We start from the raw sequence: 18,273 nt of genomic DNA, 5'->3' as shown, positions 1-18,273 counted from the left end.
CCCCGTGTCCCAGCGTGCAGCGCACTTGCAGCGGCAGAAGATACCGGCGAATGCCCCGCACCACAAGGGCTCCGGCCGTACCAACGGCATAGGCCCCAAGCGGTATGGCGCCCGCGGCGGGCCCGTTGAAAGAATGAACGCCTACTCGAAGGAACCGGGGACATGGGCATGTGCCATCGCAGCAGACGCCGGTACAAGGCATCCTTCGCCACGCACGCCTGAGCGGGCAGCGCCCATGGCACGCCTGTACGACTGTTTTTCCGCCCTCGTTTCGTTCGGCCTGGCGCTGGACGCATCGGTGGCGGCCGGCATGCCGATGCTGGCGCACGGTGCGGCGCAGCAGGAGGCACGCCGCCTGCTGGAAGCGGCGCGCGGTGCCGCCGACGCCCAGGGCACGCCCGCCGCGCAGGTCGAGCTGGCGGCCTTCGCCATGGTGGCCTGGATCGACGAAGTCCTGGCGCGCCACCCAGGCGCCAACGGCACGCCGGCCCTGCAGGTGCAGCTCTTCAACTCGAACAACGCGCACAGCGAGTTCTTCCATCACCTCTCGGCCCTGGGCGCCGACGACGATGCGGTGCGCGAGGTCTACTGGCACGCGCTGGCGCTCGGCTTCAAGGGCCAGTACTACTTCGAGGACGGCGACCGCGGCGAGCTCGGCAAGCTGAAAGACCTGCACGGCAGCCAACTGGCGCTGCATCCCGCGGCGACCGGCAGCCTGGCGCAGGAGCGCATCACCCCGCAGCCCTACGGCGTGCCCGACCCGCGCGGGCCCAACGACACGCGCCGGCGCGACCGCACCCTGTTGCGCAGCGGCGCCTCGCTGGCGTTGATGCTGCCCCTGCTCTACCTGCTGTGGCTCTGGTCCACCGGCCCGCCGGCCGTCGCCACCGGCCTGGGCCAGCGCATCGAGCAGCAGCTGCAGACCTTTGCGTGCGCCGACCTCAGCGCCGCCGTGGACACGCAGGGCCGCACCCGCGTGAGCGGCTTCGTCTCCCTGCCCGGCGACCTGCCGCGCGTCGAGCGCGAGGTGGGCGGCATGCCGGGCGTGCAGGCGCCGCAGTTCGACGTCGGCCTGCGCGTGTGGCCGCACTGCGAGGTGTTCGCCATCCTCAAGCCCTACCAGACGCGCAACCGCGAGAAGGCCTACGGGCTCGACGTGGACGCGCCGTCCGCGCGCGAGGGCAAGCTGCGCGAAGGCGACAGCGTGCGCGTGCGGGTGACCGCGCCGCGCCACGACAGCTACATCTGGGTCGACTACTACACCGCCGACGGCTCGGTGATGCACCTCAACGCCGGGCACACGCCGGTGCCGCTGCGCAGCGGCGAAACGCTGGAGATGGGCCGGGACATTCCGTCGAGCTGGCTGGTCAGCCCGCCCTTCGGCAGCGTGCTGATCACGGTGCTGTCGTCGCCGGTGCCCTTTGCCGAGGCCGCCGACCGGCCGCCCTTCGAGCTGGCCTCGGCCTACCTGCTGCGCCTGCGCGAGGCCCTCGCGGCCAGCAAGAACAGCGAGCGGCTGATCGCCGACTTCGTGTTCCTCGACACCGTGTCGCGCTGACATGACCGCCCTGCTGTCGCCCGCCCACCGCTTCTGGCTGCTGCTGTCGCTGTGCCTGCTCGGCTTCGGCCTGCTGTATGCGGTGGTGCGCGATGCGGGCCGCGGCGCGCGGCGCCGAGCGCTGCTCAGGCGCATCGCCGCGCTCGGCGAGCCGGCGTGCGGTGCGGACGAGCGCACGGTCGACGCGATGCGCGAGGTCATGGCGCAGGCCCTGCAGGCACAGCGGGCATCGGGGCGGGCCACCCGACACCCGCTGGCGAAGGCCGCCGTGCCGGTGCCGTGGTTCCTGTGCTTCGGCGACGCCGCCGCCAACCTGCCCGGCCTGCTCGCCACGGCGCACGGCGAGCGCGTGCCGCCGCCGGACCCCGCCTCCGATGCCTCGCCCTTCGACGGCAGGTGGTGGCACTGGTGGCTGACCGGCGCCACCGTGGCCGTCGAAGTGCACCCCTGCGTCGTCGGCGACACGGCCGGCACGCCGCCGCTGCGCGGCCTGTGGCTGCAGTCGCTGCTCGCGCTGGCCGAGCGGCGCGACCGGCTGCCGCTCAACGGCCTGGTGGCGTGCGTGGCGGCCAGCGAGCTGCTGCACGCCGACGCAGCCGAGCTGAAGTCGCTGGCCGCGCGCATGCGCCGCCTGCTCGACGAGACCGGCGACACCTTGCGCCTGCAGCTGCCCGCCTACCTCGTCGTGACCGGGCTGGAGCAGCTCACGGGCTATGCGGCGGTGCGCGCCGCGCTGCCGCCCGAGGTGCTGTCGCAGGCGCTGGGCCACCGGTTGACCGAACCCTCCGCGTCGCTAGAGACGCCGGCGGGCGAACGCTTCGACGCCGTGTTCGGTCCGCTGTCGGAGCGGCTGCATGCGCTGCGCGCAGCGCTGCTGCGCGAGCAGCCAGGTGCCGCGGACCGGTTGGCAGTGCATGAATTCGTGGAGGCGGTGCGCGCGCTGCAGCCCGGCTTGCGCCAGTTCGCGCAGGTGCTGTTAGAGCCCCACGGCAAGGGCTCGCGCGCGCCGCGCTGGCGCGGGCTCTACCTCACGGCCTGCGCGTCGCAGGCCACCGGCGGTGCGTTCGTGCACGACCTGTTCGAGCACTTCCTGCCCGCCGACCAGCCGCTGGTGCGGCCGGGGCGTGCGTCGTCCACAGCGCCGTCATGAAAGGCATGCGCCCGGGCCCTTCAAGAAACACCGCGGAACCGGCTTCGCCGGACCGCAGGTGTTGCCCCCGGTAGGGGGAAGGAGAAGCGACACGAAGTGCGCGCAGCCTGGGGGCGAGCCTATTTCTCGAGCCTATTTGTTTTCGATGCGCATCTGGCGCGCGCCGAAGTTCACGTCGAGCGATTGCGCCTTGCCCGTGGTCACGGGCCGCACCTCGCGCCAGCGCGCACGGTCCAGGTCGCGGTAGGCCGCCATCACGCCGATGGACTTGGCATCGGGCGGCAGGTTGAAGTCGAGCTTCTTGCTTTCGCCGGGGCGCAGCAGCACCTCTTCGCGCTGCACGAGTTCGGCGCCGAGCGTAGCCTGGTCCTTCTCGAACAGCGAGAAGAAGTCGGCGCCTTCGAACGGGCCCGGCGCCTTCATGGCGTACACGCGCACCGTGAGCGGCGACGCGCGCCCGCGTGCATCGGGGTTGGCATCGGCGCCGGCCGTGAGCGTGACGGCCACCGTGGTGACCACCGGCTTGGCCGCGCAACCCGCCATCAGAAGACCCGCTGCAGCAAGGCCAAGAACGGCGATGCGGCGTCGCGCGGCAGCGGCAAGGAGACCCTCATAGGACGAATGGTGTGTACCCAGCGTGCGCATGCTATTCCCTTCGTTGCATTGACCGGTTCAGGTGCTTCTTTGATTATCACCAGCGAACTCGAACAGGCAACATGCTGAATCAAGAACTTGCAGCCACACTGCTCGCGCCCATCGGCGAGGCTGCGCCGTGCGGCGACGATCTGGAATACGACGCCGACTTCATGGCGCTCGTCGCAGCCGCGCAAGGCAAGGCCGAGCAGCAGTTCGGCGACACCGTGATCCCCGCGGTCGAACCCGACTGGCGCGACGTCGGCGAGCGCGCCGAAGGCATCCTGCGGCGCAGCAAGGACGTGCGCGCCGCCGTGCTGCTGCTGCGTGCGTCCGCGCACCTGCAGGGCGTGACCGGCTTCGCCGCAGGGCTGCAGCTGCTCGACGGATTGCTCGACACCTTCTGGGACGGCATACATCCAAAGCTCGATGCCGACGACGACAACGACCCGACGATGCGCCTGAACGCGCTCGCACCGCTCACCGACGAGGCCATGGGCCTGCGCGACCTGTACGAGGCGCAGGTCGGCATGGCGCGCGGCGTGGGGCCGGTCCGCGTGCGCGACATCGCCATTGCGCACAACACGCTCACCGCCGTCGGCGGCGAGGCCACCTACTCGATGGCGCAGGTGCAGGGCGGCCTGGAGGCCATCCAGGCCGAGCAGCCCGAAGCGATCCGCGCCGCCGCGGACGTGGCGGGGTTCGTCGACCGGCTGCAGAAGCTCGTCGTCGAGCGCACCGGCCGTGCCGACGTGGTCGACCTCGATCCGCTGCGCGCCATCGCCCGCGTGCTGAACAAGGCCTGCGCCGCCGCGAGCGGTGCGCCGGCCGATGCGGCGGCGGACAGCGCCGCCGATGACGGTTCCGACCCGCAGGCCGCGGGCGCTTCCTCGCCGCGCGCCGCGGCGCGCGGCGAGATCCAGAACCGCCAGGACGCCGTGCAGATGCTCGACCGCGTGATCCGCTACCTCGAGCAGGCCGAGCCCGGCAACCCCGCGCCGCTCCTGATCGAGCGCGCCAAGAAGCTCATCGGCGTGAGCTTCCTCGAGATCATGGCCAACCTCGCGCCGAACGCGATGGACACCATCGAAACGGTCACGGGCCGCCGCCCGTCCGACTGAGCACCAACTTCCACGCCTTCCACCCCCGCCCCTCATTCACATCGCAAGGAGCATCTCCATGGCCAAGAGCAGTCAGAAATTCATCGCCCGCAACCGGGCGCCCCGGGTCCAGATCGAGTACGACGTGGAGCTCTACGGCGCCGAGAAGAAGGTGCAGCTGCCCTTCGTGATGGGCGTGCTGGCCGACCTGTCGGGCAAGCCGGCCGACCCGCTGGCGGCCGTGGCCGATCGCAAGTTCCTGGAGATCGACGTCGACAACTTCGACTCGCGCATGAAGGCCATGAAGCCGCGCGCTGCATTCGCGGTGGAGAACTCGCTCACCGGCGAGGGCGACCTGAAGGTGGAGCTCACCTTCGAGAACATGGAAGACTTTTCGCCCGCCGCCGTGGCCCGCAAGGTCGGTGCGCTGAACAAGCTGCTCGAGGCGCGCACGCAGCTGTCGAACCTGGTGACCTACATGGACGGCAAGGGCGGCGCCGAAGACCTGCTCGCCAAGGTGCTCGAAGACCCGGCCCTGCTGCAGACGCTGGCCGCCAGCAAGAAGCCCGAAGACGGCAGCGCCCCCGCCGCCTGAACCCCATTCGCCTGAACCACCGGTACACGAGGAGTAACCCACCATGGCCGAAGCACTCGAACAGAGCGCGCTGAAAGATGTCGCGTACGCGGGCAGCGACTTTTCGTCGCTGCTGCAAAAGGAATTCAAGCCGCGCAGCGACGAAGCCAAGAGCGCCGTCGAAGCCGCGGTGCTCACGCTGGCGCAGCAGGCGCTGAGCAACAGCACCGTCATCGGCAAGGACGTGACCAAGTCGATCCAGGCCATGATCGCCGCGATCGACGCCAAGCTCACCGACCAGGTGAACAAGATCATCCACCACCCCGACTACCAGAAGCTCGAGAGTGCGTGGCGCGGCCTGCACTACATGGTGAACAACACCGAGACCGACGAGCACCTGAAGATCCGCGTGATGGACATCTCCAAGACGGACCTAGCCAAGAACCTCAAGAAATTCAAGGGCGCGGCCTGGGACCAGAGCCCGATGTTCAAGAAGATCTACGAGCAGGAGTACGGCCAGTTCGGCGGCGAGCCCTTCGGCGCGCTGGTGGGCGACTACCACTTCGACCAGAGCCCGCCCGACGTGGAACTGCTCGGCGAGATGGCCAAGATCGCCGCCTCGGCGCATGCGCCCTTCATCACCGGCGCGAGCCCCAACCTGATGCAGATGGAGTCGTGGCAGGAGCTTGCGAACCCGCGCGACCTGACCAAGATCTTCCTCACGCCCGAGTACGCCGGCTGGCGCTCGCTGCGCGAATCGGACGACGCCAAGTACCTGGGCCTGTGCATGCCGCGCTTCCTGGCGCGCACGCCCTACGGCGCCAACACCAACCCGGTGGAGGAGTTCGACTTCGAGGAAGACACCGCCGGCGCGGACCACGGCAAGTACGCCTGGGCCAATGCCGCCTACGCCATGGCCACCAACATCAACCGCTCGTACAAGCTGTACGGCTGGGGTTCGCGCATTCGCGGCATCGAGTCGGGCGGCGCGGTGGAGAACCTGCCGCTGCACACCTTCCCGAGCGACGACGGCGGCGTCGACCAGAAGTGCCCCACCGAAATCGCCATCAGCGACCGGCGCGAGGCCGAGCTGTCCAAGGCCGGGCTGCTCTCGCTCATTCACCGCAAGAACTCCGACTTCGCGGCCTTCATCGGCGCGCAGTCGCTGCACAAGCCGGCCGAGTACGACGACCCCGACGCCACCGCCAACGCCAACCTGGCCGCGCGCCTGCCCTACCTGTTCGCCTGCAACCGCTTTGCGCACTACCTCAAGTGCATCGTGCGCGACAAGGTCGGCAGCTTCAAGGAGCGCGAGGAAATGCAGCGCTGGCTGAACAAGTGGATCATGAATTACGTGGACGGCGACCCCGTCAACTCGTCGGAGACCACCAAGGCGCAAAAGCCCCTGGCCGCCGCCGAGGTGGTGGTGGAAGAGGTCGAGGGCAACCCCGGCTACTACACCTCCAAGTTCTTCCTGCGCCCGCACTACCAGCTCGAAGGCCTCACGGTGTCGCTGCGGCTGGTGTCCAAGCTGCCGTCGGCCAAGGGCGGCAAGTAGGCCGGCACGGAGGCCACAGACGGGCCACATACGAGCCACATACGAGCCACACACGGACCGCATCTTTTTTGTGAAAGACACGCCGCAACGCCTTTGAAACCCGCCCAGCGTCTTCGTTCTAGAAGCAGCCGGGCGACGGACTTCACAAGGCTCCCGCCGGCGAGGAATTCGAGGATGGGCCTCGAAGCGCATTTTCAGCAACCCCGGCCGCATCGCAAGGCCACTCAGGAGAAGCAACATGATCGACTGCCATTTCAAGATCGACGGCGTCAAGGGCGAAGCCGCGCACAAGGACCACAAGGAAGAGATCGAGCTCATGAGCTGGAGCTGGAACGTGCACAACGCCACCTGCACGGTCGGCGGCGGCTCTTCCGTCGGCAAGGGCTCGCCGGGCATGGTCACCCTGACCAAGAAGTTCGACAGCTCTTCGCCCACGCTGGCCAAGGCCTGCGCCAACGGCAAGCATTTCGACAAGGCCACGCTCGTGATGGCCAAGTCCGGCGAAGGCCAGCAGACCTTCATGACCATCACCTTCAAGGAAGTGCGCATCGCCGACTTCAACGTGAGCGCGGCGCAGGGCGGCGAAGTGCACGAGAGCGTGGCCGTTTCCTACGGCGACATCGAGATCGCCTACAAGCCGCAGAAGGCGGACGGCACCATGGGTGGCGACATCAAGTTCGGCTGGGACACGCGCTCGACCGAAACGCGCTGAGCGAGCGCGCGGGAACGCATCGGAAATGCGATCGTGCGCGCCGCAAGGGCGGCGCCCCGACCTGGCCCCAAGGAGAACACACCATGGCCGAGATCTCGCCTGCCATCGCGACGCTGATGACGGTGCTGAAGGACGAGTTCCCGAACGTCAAGCTGGACGCCGGCAACAACATCCAGCCCGGCACGCGGCACACCTCCGGCATCGCGCTGGACATCATGCTGAACTACAAGAGGGACGCCGACGCGCGCATCGGCCGGCGCATCATGGCCGGCCTGGTGAAGAACTTCGAGGCCATGCAGTGGTCGGCGTTCATCTTCACCGTGCGCAACCCCGGCTCCGGCGGGCCGGTGCACTTCTGGGTGCGCGGCGCCGACGGCACCGGCTACGGCGGGCGCAAGCTGGAAGCCGGCAACTACAGCGCCGACACCCGCCATGAAGATCACATCCACATCGACTGGGTGAACTTCAGCATGAAGAACACCGGCGCCACCTACGCCACCAATCCGTACAAGCAGCCGCCTTCGTCGCAGCGCACCGGCTTCGAGGCCGCGCTGAAGATCTTCCTGAAGACCGCGAGCGACGAGGAGGTCGACGCCATCCTCGACACCATGTTCGCCAGCCTGCCGGTGAGCGCCCCGAAGACGCCCACGCCCGAATGGGCGCGCGGCTGGTGGAAGGTGCAGCAGGAAGGGCAGGTCTACTACTACCTCATCGATGCGAAGAGCGGGGCGAGCTGGACCTACACGCGTCCCATGACGCCGACCGCGCCCATGAGCAACCGCCAGAACGGCGGCGCCTGCACCTTCACCGGCAGCAGCGGGCTGAAGATCAACTGGACGCCGCTCACCTCGAACGTGGCGACGGTCGAGACCTTCAAGGGCTCCGGCGGCGCGATGACGGGCAGCTCCAACCGCGGCGGCGCACTCACTGCAGAAAAGGTCTGAACCCATGAGCAACACAGGCATGACGGCATTCTGTGGAACCGACGGCTGCCGGCAATTCGACAGCCTCGGCAGTTCCACCGGCACCGTGCTGGGGCTGAGTGCCCCGGTCGGCTCGGCGGCGCGCTGCCGCAACACGGCACCCGACGTGCGCAAGGTGCAGGAGGCGCTCAACCGCTTCACGCCGCTGGAAGGCGGCCCCAGCCCCGCGCTGGTCGTGGACGGAAAGTTCGGGCCGCTCACGCTGAAGGGCGTGACCGGTTTCCAGAAGAAGCATTTCGGCCTCGAAGGCGCCGACGGCGTGATCGATCCGGGCAAGCGGACCGACAAGGCGCTGTGCAGCGCCGCAGGCACCTATGCCGACCTGCCCGCCGAAATGCAGAAGCATCGCGCACGCGCCATGCACATCATCAACCTGGCACGGATGTCGGTCGACCGGGCACGCTACTTCAAGACCGGCAAGCCCAACACCTGGGGCATCGGCAAGTCCGACTGGGAAAAGGCCGCGAAGCACTTCCAGATCGACAAGTTCCCCGGTGCCAGCGGCTGGAGCACCGCCCTGGGCTTCGTGGACAGCATCTACCTCAACATGCAGACGGCGCTCGGGTACGTGCCGCGCGGACTGGTGCTGGCGACGGACGAGCCGGTCACCAGCAACGAAGGCGCCTACGCCTTCACTTTCGCCGGCGGCTACGACCTTTCGCAACGCAACCAGAACTGGAACGGCATCCCCCGGGGGAGCATCTACCTGTGCGCCCGCATGCAGAACCTCGACAGCGACGCCTTCTCCTACGTGCTGATCCACGAGACGGCGCACTACGTCGGCCCGGTCGCGGAAACGCAGAACAGCGTCACCGACTACGCCTACGCACACCACAAGGACGGCAAGTACCAGAAGCTGCTGCCCTGGCAACGCACGCACAACGCCGACTGCTACGCGCAGCACGCCTTCGACGCGGCCGGTATTCCGTTCGACCTGAACGCGCACCTGCTGGTGAGCGCCTAGCCGGCTGCACCGGCGCCTGAAGGTGTTCAGGCGCTCGGCTTCGGCTCGGCCACCGGCTCCATCAGGCGCGTCTCGTCGGCATCCTCTTCGATCACCCACAGCGTGAGCGCGGTGTAGTTGTCGTAGCCCGGCTTGGCGTTGGCCTTGACCTGCGCGTCGATCAGCTCGGTCCACTGGCTGGGCGTGCGCGAGGCGTGCAGCGTGTCGATCAGGCGCTCGTCGCCCAGCGGCTCCCACACGCCGTCGCTGCACAGCAGCAGCACGTCGCCCGGCAGCAGGCGCATGCGGTCCGACACGGCGATGTCGGGCGCCTCTTCCACCGAGCCGAGCGCCGACAGCAGCATGTTGCGCTGCGGATGCAGGCGCGCGCCCTCTTCGTCGAGCATGCCGCCGGCCACCATCTGCTGCACCAGGCTGTGGTCGGTGGTGCGCGCCACGATGGCGCCGCCGCGAAAAAGGTAGGCCCGGCTGTCGCCGCTGTGCACCCAGGCCAGCGACTGGCTCTCCAGGTCGATGGCCGCGAACACCAGGGTCGAGCGCATGCCCGCGAGCTTGCCGCCCTCGGCCTGGCGCGCCACCACGTCGAGGTTGGCCTGCTCCGCCAGCCGGCGCAGCGTGGGCTCGTCGAGCCCCGGCGCAGCCGCAAAGCCCGCCAGCACGCTGGCGCGCGCGGTGGCCGCCGCCACGTCGCCGCCGCCATGGCCGCCCGCGCCGTCGGCCACCAGGCAGGCGACGAAGCGTTCGTCGTGCCAGTGGCCGTGCACGTCCTCGTTGTAGCTGCGCCCGCCCTGCCGGGAGAGCGTGACGATTTCGATTTCCAAGCGGGTGCCTCGCTTCAGCTGTGGGGGTTGCCGGCGTCGTTGTGCTTCAGGCGCGCCATCTGCTCTTCGTAGGCCTCGAGGAAGGCCTTGCCGAAGAGGCTGTGGAAGTCGTCCTCGGCCTCGGTCGCGATGCCGCCGTACAGCGACACGAACTGGTCCCAGAGCCGGGCCTTGCGGTTGGCGCTGAAGAGGGCGTCGAGCGCGGTCTTCGCGCTGATCTTCTTCTCCAGCTCCGCCGGCTCGAAGCGGCCGATGACATGGGCCAGCGCCGCGCGCATGCCCACCATCACGCCGAACTGGTGTGCGCGCAGGTCGTTGAAGGCGTCGCGCATCGCGGCCTCGGGTGGCATGAAGCCGCGCACGCCCGGACCCAGCAGGTGCGCCAGCGCCACCTCGACCGTGGGCGAGAACTTCAGCGGGTTGTTGGCCTGCGCCGCGATCATGGTGACCTCGGCGCGTACCTCGCGCTTGAACTCCTGGCGCGTGAGCAGCAGCTGCAGCGTGCCTTCGGTGGCGCTGCGCAGCATGGCGCCGATGCGCTCCATCAGGCCCGGCGTGAGCAGCTCGGGCGCCTGGTGCGTGCTGGCCAGGCCGCGCAGGAAGGCCGCGAGCAGTTCGTCGTCGGTGGCGGTGCGCGGGGCGGGCGGCGCGGCCGGGCGCTGGACCGGCGGCGGTGGCGCCGCGTAGACAGGCGGAGGAGAAGAAGGAGGAGGTGATGGCTCGAAGGCCTTGGCCGGGCCCTCGGGACCGACGATGCGGATCGGCTGGCCGGTCATGTCGTCGAACTGCGCGACAGGCTGGACGGGCGCGGGCGGCGCGGGTGGGGTGATGGCCTTCGGCGGGTTGAAGCCGAACTGATCGATCGGCAGATGGTCGGCGCGCGCGGCCGACGTGGCCGGCGCCGCGCGTTGCAGCGCGGCCAGCGGGTCGGCGTCGGAGGCGGTGTTGGGCTGCAGCAGCGGATCGGCCAGCGGCGACAGCGCGAGCGGGTCGCCGCCGATGCCACCGCCCGCGCCGCCGCTGCCCATGCCACCGAACAGGTCGTCGATGCCCGCGGCCCTGCCGTGCGCGGGCGGCGCGCCGAGGTCGGAGAAGTCGTCGAGCGCGCCGGCGCCGCGCGAGGGCGCGGCGGACGACGCGGGCCCGAGCAGGTTGGCGAAGGGGTCGATGCTGTCGGCCTGCGCGTTGCGCGAGCCGCCGGCCATCGGGTCGGGGAACAGCAGCGCGTCGGCGTGCGCGGCGGACGGTGCCGCAACCTGCGATGAGGCCGATGGGGCCGATGCCGGCGACCCCAGCCCCGCGAGCAGGTCGGCAAAGGGATCGTCGCTCGATGCCGCGGCCGCGGGCCCGCCCATCAGCGTGCTCGGAATCACCGGTGCGGCCGGCGTGGCGGCCGATGCCTGCACGCGCACCGCGAGTTCGAAGCTGCCCACCACCAGCCGCGCGCCGTCGGTCAACGCCGCTTCCTTGCCCGAGCCCAGCGGCACGCCGTTGCACTGCATCGCGTTGCTGCCGCGGTCGATCACGAAGTAGTGCCCGTCACGGCACAGCACCTGCGCATGCACGCGCGACACGGTGCGGTCGGGGTCGTCGAGCACCAGCGTGTTGGTGTCGGCGCGCCCGATGGTGCCGCCGCTGGGCCCGAAGTCCGCGGCAATGGCCTGCCCCGCCGGAGCGCCTTGCCGGGTGATGACAGCGATATGGATCATGAATCGGCCCCCGAAGGCTCTGTGCCTGAATGCGCCCGAACAAACTCGCAAGGAGTATTCATTCCGTGGGGCGTGTTGGCAATCTCACCTAAAGAGGTATGCCGTCGCCGAGCCAGCGCTGCTGCCGCCACGCCGGCGCACTGGTTGCGAACAGCGGCGCGCGCGCATCGATCAGCGCAAGATGCAGCGCCGCTGACACGCGCTGGCGCTGGAATCCCTCACGCAGTACGCCCGTACAGCCGTCGGGCGAGACCGGCTGCCCCATGAAGAGCCGCACGCCGGGGGCGAAGCGCGCACCGTTCTGCTGCCACCACGCGCGGATCTTGTCGATGTCGGGCCAGGGCAGGGCAATGTCCTCGGGCAACTCCACGTTGTCGTCATCGGGGTCGTCGGTCGGACCGTCCTCGAAGCCGTCGGGTGGCGGAACTTCCATCTGCGCGAGGTTGAAGTCAACGCCCGTGATGGTCACGAAGGCCTCGGCCGCGATGCGCGCCGTGGCCGGCTGCGCCATCTGCTCAATGAGCCAGGGCACGTAACGCGCGTCACCGATGAAGCCAGAGCCGATGATGCGCAGGCGCTGCGCCTCGGGCAGCGCGGCGCTGTCGAGCAGCAGCGCGTGACCCGATGCCAGCTCCATCGCCTGCAGCGCGAGCTGGAAGGCGCGCGGCTGGCGCGGCCCGCTCTTCAGCGCAGAGGCTGCGAGCACATCCAGCGCCTGCGCCCGGTCGCCGAGCAGCACCGCCGCCCACGCGGCCCAGAAGCGCAGCTCGGGCTTGGGCTCGCCGAGCAGCGCTTGGGCCTGCGGCAGCAGGTCGGCACGGCCCAGCTCGCCGGCTGCACGCAGTGCGCGGATACGCACGCTGTCTGGCGCACCTGCGAGCAGTTGCCCAAGCAATGCGCCCGGATCGCGTCGATGCAGCGCGCAGGCCGCCACGCCGAGCTTCTGCCGCAATGGCGAGGCGTCTTCGAGCAAGGCCTTGACGCGGCCGCCAAGATACTTCGGCTCGACCCAGCCCAGCGCGGAGATCAGGCCGGGCACGACCTCGGGCAGGTCCTTGGCACGCTCGACCAGATCGTCGAAACGGCCGGCGACTGCCTCGACGGCGAGCACGGCGGCGACGAAGAAGTCTTCGGGGCCTTCGTTGTCGGTGATCGCCAGGGCATGCTGCCAGCCTTCATCGCCGGCAACGCGCAGGCCGTCGATGTGGGCGGAGAGGCGCTCGTCGAGGTCGGCGAATTGCTGGGGCGAGTAGTTGGGGGCGTGGACTGCGCTGGCGCGTTGGAGCCAGAGGAAAGAGGCTTCGTCGGCGTGCTCGGCGACAACGGAAGACAGCGTGTCGTAGTCCACAGGCAAGCTCCTATTCGAAGTGCAGCCGCACGATGGGCAGTGTCTCGTGCCAGGCGCAGCACAGATTGACGATGAGATCCCACGCCTCGGCGTCGGCGTTGTCCCAGACCCATTCGTGATAGTGGATCGTGCGCGGATCGTTGAACATGGCTTGCGCACCGCCGACTTCCACGGGAAGGTCAGGATCCAGAGGATAGGCCAACGTGAGGGCGTCCCACAACGCCAGGGTGGAGAGAAGCTTCGGGCTCACATCCGGGGGCACCGGCAGCGCGAATTCGATCTCCACAAGCAGGGCGTAGTTACCTCCCATGTCCTCCGGGAACTCGACTTCGAAGGGCGGGGAATCCGGCATCGCCGGACGCACCCCACTATCGGCCAGCAGGTCGAACTCGCGATGTCCGAGAACGGCATGCGCGGACTGGATGAAGGCGTCGCTGTGGCGCCCATCCGCCAGCATGCCGGCCAGCACGCCCAGGGCCGTCACGGGCAGATCGTCGACGTCCACCCGGCCGTGCACTGACGCACCTGCGACCCAAAGTTCCAGCGGCGCCGAAGGACGCAGCCTTGCGGGGAAGAAGAAGCCAGCGCCGATCGCATCGATGAAGTTGCGAAGCCCCCGCTCCACCACCTCGATCGCACCTGCGGGACGCTGCGCCGGTGTCACCTCCAGCAGGAGCAGACCGCTGTAGCGCTCAGACGAAGAAACGTCGAAACCACTCATAGGCGTCGTCTCCCTGCATGCCATCGACCGCGACCTCGTCGAGTGCCTCGTCCGGCGCCACGACGGGCGCTGCCAGGCGGCCGACGGCGTGGTAGACGGGCAGAGGATCGCGCCGGTTCAAATCCCCCAGTGCAGGCGCCTCTCCGGCGCGCAACATCACCCCGCCCGGACTCAGCGGCAGCACGCTCACTTCCGCGGGCGCGTTCCGCGCCAATGCCTCGCCCCCCCCCAGCGCGGCCGTCAATGCGGGGCCGAGCAGGGTCAACCAGCTCACCACAGCCAGGCCCGTCTCGGAGGCATTCGCGATAGACAGCGGCTTGCCATAGCCGAGGCCCGGATGGCGTCGCAACAATGGGGCGGCCCACTCGCAGATCACCTGGTCCACCGAAGGGTCGCGGTCCCAAAGCAGCGAGTAGCCGCAGTAGCCGCTCGCCAACGGAAACTCGGCGAGCGCATCCTGGGCCAGCCGCACCACCTGGTCCGGGCTGTCGCCCGACTCGACTGGCAGGACCATTCGGAACACATAGCGCTGGGGTTCGAAGTTGCCCATCAACGATATGTCGAGCGCCGGCGCGGCGATGTCGCGCGCAGTAGCACCCGCATGCGCCTCGAATCCCAGCACCTTGGTCGCCAACAGCGCGGGGTCGGAGAACCAGTGGCGCGGTCCCTCGAGTACCTGGGGATCGAAGGGACGGAAGCGCTTCATGTCGCCCGTGCGATAGACCGACAGGCGATCACCAAACGCCTCGCAGAACACACGCAGGAATCTCGCGAACCCGGCGCCGTCGGTGGGAACTCCGAACGAAAACGCGACGAGCTCCAGACAAGGCACCACCGCCACGCGCTTGTCGAATTTAAGGGTGAACTTCTCGGCATCCATATGACGTCCTTTCAAGTGCACAAACAGTCGGGAGGGGGTTTGGCATTGGGATCGGTGCCGACGGTCATGGTAGTTACTTTGTCCTTCTGCGATTTCGGCATCGAGTCCATCAGAGACTGCTGATTCTTGGTGAGCGTGTCTTTCGGAAACTTGACCTCGACGAAATGCTTGATGTCCTTGACTTCCAGCGACTTCACTCCGGGGGTGACTCCAGCCGCGGTAATGACGATGTCCCACTTGACGAAGGCACGACCATTGGCGACCTTGGAACCCCATTTGCCGATGAGGTCCTTGCCCGCCTGCCCGACCTCCGTGAGCAGCCCCGGATTCTTGGTCCCACGCTTGCGCGGGTCCAGCAGGTTGCGCATCTCATTCTGGAACTTGCTGGTCGAGGGCTTCTGCTTCTTCTTGTTCTGCTTGGCCTTCTTCTTGGCCTTGTTGTCGCCCTTCTTCTTCTTTTCCATCGCCTTGCAGGCGGCTTCGCAGAGTTTCTGCGCCAAGGCTTGGTCGTCGTCCAGCTTATCGATCAGCGGCTGCTGAGCCACCCCACCCAGATTCGCCGCGTTCTCCGAGTTGTGGAACATCTTGTCCGTGAGCCGGGCCGTGTTCTTGCCGTCCATCTTCACGTCGAAGGAGTAGAGGATCCAGGTTGCCTCCTTCATGAAGGTGCTGGACTTCACGCCCCCCGCCACACCTGCGTTGTCACCGTTGGAGATGGCGAACTTCGAACCCTTGTTCGCAGCCATCGCCTTGTCGCCTTTGACGGTGCTGGTGCCGCTCGACAGCGTGATCGAGTTGGCGATGTTCGGATAGGGGACCGGCACGGGACCACCGGGGCTAGGCGTCTTGCACACGTCGGGGATCGTCGCGGTGCTGATGCCGATGCTGAACTTGTGGACCAGCGTGAGACTGGTGCCATTGACCCTGATGGTGAGCGGCATGACTCAGCCTCTCATCGGTTCGGCGCAGCGCACCAGCACCGCCCCGCGTTCGCCCGATTCGGAGCTGCCCCATACCATCGACAGCGGCCCCTTGGCGTAGCGCTTGCGATTGGCGATGACAGCCAGCGCCATGTGCAGCGGCGACCCCGCCGCACCCACGTCACCCCAGCAGTCGGCTGGCGCGATGAAATCCGATGCCGCCCGAAAGTGTTCTCCGTTGCGCAGCGTGGCAAAGCCGAACTCGTCGGCCCGGTAGGGCTCTCCGTTGAGATCGCAGAACACGTTGTGCACTTGCTCGCCAGGTGCAAGGCCCCGCAGCGCGGAGCGAAAGGCCTGGGTCAAGCCCTCGCCGATGCACACCGAGTCCGTCTTGATGAGCTTGGACTCCATGCCGATCCCAACCGACACCAGTTCACCCAGCGGCGCGATGCAGCACAGCTGCGCCAAGCGAGGCGTTCCGAACAACACCGCGCCGGCGGCCTCGCCGGGGATGAAGCCCCAGGCATTGTTGAACGGGCCGCCGCCGTGGAGTTGATCGCAGGCTTCGACCCATTCGAGCGTCTCGGGTGCGAGGTACGAGTCGGTGCCCGCCACCACGCACGCATCGAAGGCGTCACGCGCACAACCAGCCTCGGCGGCGGCGACGGCCATGTGGCCTGCTGCATGGCCGACTTCGAAGCGGGCGATGCGGGGGAATCGATCACCCATGCGCTGCCGTATGGCCTTCAACACGTCATCGCCCAAGCCATCAGGCTGCCCGGGGCGCGGCGGCGGCAGTGCCAGTGCAAGGCCGATGCGCGGTGACACGCTTCCGCCAAGCTCCGTCAACGGTGCCAACGCTTCCTCGATGGCCGGCAGCAGCAGCGCGCCCAGGCGCGCGGCACCGTCGAGGCCCACGTCGAGCCAGGGCGCTCGCGCGACACGCATCGCCTCGCCGGCCGTGTCGACCATGTAAGGGTGCTCGGAGAAGCCACACACGCCAGCGCGCGCAGCCGCGGCACTGGCCCACACATTGCGCCCTATCGGGGTGCTGGCGCCGAGCCCCAGGATCTGCAATGCGCTGGCGGCCATGCTCAGGCCTCCACCGCTTGCTCGGGCACGGTCTCGCCCAGGCGCAGTAGCCGTTTCTCCACGATGCGCGTCTTCCGCAGCTTATGAACCTTGGGGTGGCAAGGCAGCGCGCTGTGCCAGACCAACGAAACGCGCATCACTGCCGGCTCGAGGATCACCGTGTGCAACTGCGGTCGCTCATGCAGCACCTGCGTGCCGTCGGAGAAGAAGGTTTCGAAGCCCAGCAGCACACGAGGCAGCGCGAAGCGGATCTGCGGCTGCGGCGCCAGATGCACCATCAGCACCGGCTCGTCGCCCATCAGAAACTGCGGCGCCTGCTGGTCCACAGGCGCGCACTGGTAATGCCGATCATCGAAATCCACCGGCAGCAGCGGCAACCGATCCCGTTGCCACACCTCGTCATACGTCCCCGCAAGCGCCGCGCGCGGCTGCCAGTGATTGCACAGCGGCCCGAACCCCGCAGGCTCCGGTTTGTCACTCCATGCCCGAACGCATTGATCCGGATATTCGATATTCGGCAGTCGCACACCTTCCGCATGCGCGGCCTCCATCACGAAGCCCGTGCCCACCGGATTGCGCAGATCGAACTGCGGCAACGGCGCATCGCGAGTCCACGGATCGACGCCGCCGTATGCGCGCTCCCACACCAGCGGCATGGTGCTGAAAGGCTCGGGCTCCGATGGCGCGCCGCCGAGCCACACGCGGTCGCCGGTCACGCGCAGGCGCTTGGCGATCGGGCCGACGCGCAGGCCCACGTCGAGCTGCGTCACGGGCACGCCGCCGGGCGCATGCGCATTGCCGAGCAGCAGCACGTCGGTCGTCTGCTTGGCGCGCACCAGGTCCATCTCGTAGAGCAGGCTGGGCCGGGGCGCGGCCTCGTCGACGAAGACGGGCGCCTGCGCGACAGGTGGTTGTTCGGCGGCGACGCTCGTCTCGCCATCGGGCGAAATATCGAAGCTGCACTTCACCGCCACGAGCCAGATCTCCGCTCCGTCGCGGTCGCGCACCCAGGTGCGTTCGGCGGCATAGGGTGTGCGGTTGTCGAGCTGCCACATCGGGTGTGCCTCGTTCGTCAGTTGATGCCAACGTAGGCACCCTTGACGCGATTGGCGCCGCGCGAGCGAGAGAGCACGTAGTTGCCGTTGATCAGCACCTTGCCTGCACGCGTGAGCACGATGCTGGCGTCGCCGCAGCGCAGCTCGATGCGCTCGCGCCCCTGCAGCACGACGCGCTCGCCATCCACGCGCACATCGAGCGCCGGAGGTGCCTCGGTGCGCGGCGGCTGCACGCGTCCGACGATGACCGGGTGTCGCACCTCGCCCTGCTCGAAGGCCACGACGATGGCCGCGCCTGCATCGCCAGGCGCCAGGCCTACTGTCGAGAGCGCCTGCACCGGCGCCATCCCTTCGCCCAGCGTGACCAGGAAGCGCCCCTCGGCATCGAAGCCGGCAAAGGCGGCCACCGCCACGCCCTGGCCCGACAGCTTCGACCAGGCCGCGACGCTGTGCAGCACGCTGCGCGCGCTCCGGAGATCGGTGTGGTCTTCCACG

The 18,273-nt window shown here is 68.5% G+C and carries 18 protein-coding genes; 8 read left to right on the top strand and 10 right to left on the bottom strand.

Annotated features, from left to right (window positions below; translation table 11 throughout):
• The first annotated feature begins 235 nt into the window (after window positions 1-235).
• Together AC1DJH_RS17465 and AC1DJH_RS17460 are read left to right on the top strand one after the other, a co-directional pair.
• On the top strand, window positions 236-1,558 hold the full coding sequence (locus AC1DJH_RS17465; RefSeq protein ID WP_478186533.1) for a DotU family type IV/VI secretion system protein: 1,323 nt from the start codon (window positions 236-238) through the stop codon (window positions 1,556-1,558).
• 1 nt (window position 1,559) lies between these two features.
• Window positions 1,560-2,708 carry a type VI secretion system protein gene (locus AC1DJH_RS17460; protein ID WP_478186532.1) on the top strand — a complete coding sequence of 383 codons (1,149 nt, stop codon included), beginning with the start codon at window positions 1,560-1,562 and terminating at the stop codon, window positions 2,706-2,708.
• 132 nt (window positions 2,709-2,840) lie between these two features.
• On the opposite strand, the gene tssJ is transcribed toward AC1DJH_RS17460, so the two are convergent.
• Window positions 2,841-3,353: a type VI secretion system lipoprotein TssJ gene (gene tssJ, locus AC1DJH_RS17455; RefSeq protein ID WP_472126638.1), complete on the bottom strand. Its 513-nt coding sequence runs from the start codon at window positions 3,351-3,353 to the stop codon at window positions 2,841-2,843.
• A gap of 71 nt (window positions 3,354-3,424) precedes the next feature.
• Here tssJ and tssA point away from each other — a divergent pair, with 71 nt between their 5' ends.
• The 6 genes from tssA to AC1DJH_RS17425 all read left to right on the top strand — a co-directional run bounded on the left by tssA (window position 3,425) and on the right by AC1DJH_RS17425 (window position 9,232).
• On the top strand, window positions 3,425-4,462 hold the full coding sequence (tssA, locus tag AC1DJH_RS17450) for a type VI secretion system protein TssA (protein WP_478186531.1): 1,038 nt from the start codon (window positions 3,425-3,427) through the stop codon (window positions 4,460-4,462).
• Between the two features lie 58 nt (window positions 4,463-4,520).
• A complete protein-coding gene (gene tssB, locus AC1DJH_RS17445; protein WP_472126644.1) occupies window positions 4,521-5,036 on the top strand; it encodes a type VI secretion system contractile sheath small subunit in 516 nt (171 codons plus the stop codon).
• Window positions 5,037-5,079: 43 nt separating this feature from the next.
• Entirely contained in the window at window positions 5,080-6,573 is a 1,494-nt protein-coding gene (gene tssC / locus AC1DJH_RS17440) for a type VI secretion system contractile sheath large subunit (RefSeq protein ID WP_472126647.1), read from the top strand.
• A 238-nt stretch (window positions 6,574-6,811) separates the two neighbouring features.
• Window positions 6,812-7,285: an Hcp family type VI secretion system effector gene (locus tag AC1DJH_RS17435; protein ID WP_409171041.1), complete on the top strand. Its 474-nt coding sequence runs from the start codon at window positions 6,812-6,814 to the stop codon at window positions 7,283-7,285.
• An 83-nt stretch (window positions 7,286-7,368) separates the two neighbouring features.
• Window positions 7,369-8,229: a hypothetical protein gene (locus AC1DJH_RS17430; protein WP_478186530.1), complete on the top strand. Its 861-nt coding sequence runs from the start codon at window positions 7,369-7,371 to the stop codon at window positions 8,227-8,229.
• Between the two features lie 19 nt (window positions 8,230-8,248).
• Window positions 8,249-9,232: a peptidoglycan-binding domain-containing protein gene (locus tag AC1DJH_RS17425; protein WP_478186529.1), complete on the top strand. Its 984-nt coding sequence runs from the start codon at window positions 8,249-8,251 to the stop codon at window positions 9,230-9,232.
• Between the two features lie 26 nt (window positions 9,233-9,258).
• Here AC1DJH_RS17425 and AC1DJH_RS17420 read toward each other — a convergent pair whose 3' ends face one another.
• From AC1DJH_RS17420 to AC1DJH_RS17380, 9 genes are all read right to left on the bottom strand, one after another.
• Window positions 9,259-10,053: a PP2C family protein-serine/threonine phosphatase gene (locus AC1DJH_RS17420; protein WP_478186528.1), complete on the bottom strand. Its 795-nt coding sequence runs from the start codon at window positions 10,051-10,053 to the stop codon at window positions 9,259-9,261.
• Between the two features lie 14 nt (window positions 10,054-10,067).
• On the bottom strand, window positions 10,068-11,762 hold the full coding sequence (tagH, locus tag AC1DJH_RS17415; protein ID WP_478186527.1) for a type VI secretion system-associated FHA domain protein TagH: 1,695 nt from the start codon (window positions 11,760-11,762) through the stop codon (window positions 10,068-10,070).
• Between the two features lie 88 nt (window positions 11,763-11,850).
• Window positions 11,851-13,110, bottom strand: a complete 1,260-nt coding sequence (locus AC1DJH_RS17410) for a TIGR02270 family protein (protein WP_478186526.1) — start codon at window positions 13,108-13,110, stop codon at window positions 11,851-11,853.
• Window positions 13,111-13,120: 10 nt separating this feature from the next.
• Window positions 13,121-13,831 carry a hypothetical protein gene (locus AC1DJH_RS17405; protein ID WP_478186525.1) on the bottom strand — a complete coding sequence of 237 codons (711 nt, stop codon included), beginning with the start codon at window positions 13,829-13,831 and terminating at the stop codon, window positions 13,121-13,123.
• Window positions 13,803-14,711, bottom strand: a complete 909-nt coding sequence (locus AC1DJH_RS17400; RefSeq protein WP_478186524.1) for a type VI immunity family protein — start codon at window positions 14,709-14,711, stop codon at window positions 13,803-13,805. Before AC1DJH_RS17400 ends, AC1DJH_RS17405 begins: the two co-directional genes overlap by 29 nt.
• A gap of 11 nt (window positions 14,712-14,722) precedes the next feature.
• On the bottom strand, window positions 14,723-15,652 hold the full coding sequence (locus AC1DJH_RS17395) for a DUF4150 domain-containing protein (RefSeq protein WP_478186523.1): 930 nt from the start codon (window positions 15,650-15,652) through the stop codon (window positions 14,723-14,725).
• 3 nt (window positions 15,653-15,655) lie between these two features.
• Window positions 15,656-16,723: a hypothetical protein gene (locus tag AC1DJH_RS17390; RefSeq protein ID WP_478186522.1), complete on the bottom strand. Its 1,068-nt coding sequence runs from the start codon at window positions 16,721-16,723 to the stop codon at window positions 15,656-15,658.
• 2 nt (window positions 16,724-16,725) lie between these two features.
• Entirely contained in the window at window positions 16,726-17,778 is a 1,053-nt protein-coding gene (locus AC1DJH_RS17385; RefSeq protein ID WP_478186521.1) for a DUF2169 family type VI secretion system accessory protein, read from the bottom strand.
• Window positions 17,779-17,795: 17 nt separating this feature from the next.
• Window positions 17,796-18,272, bottom strand: coding sequence for a DUF6484 domain-containing protein (locus AC1DJH_RS17380; protein WP_478186520.1), 477 nt, complete (start codon window positions 18,270-18,272; stop codon window positions 17,796-17,798).
• Window position 18,273 lies beyond the last annotated feature (1 nt).

Source organism: Variovorax sp. 10N412, assembly GCF_056394985.1.
This window is presented reverse-complemented; position numbering and strand designations above follow the sequence as displayed.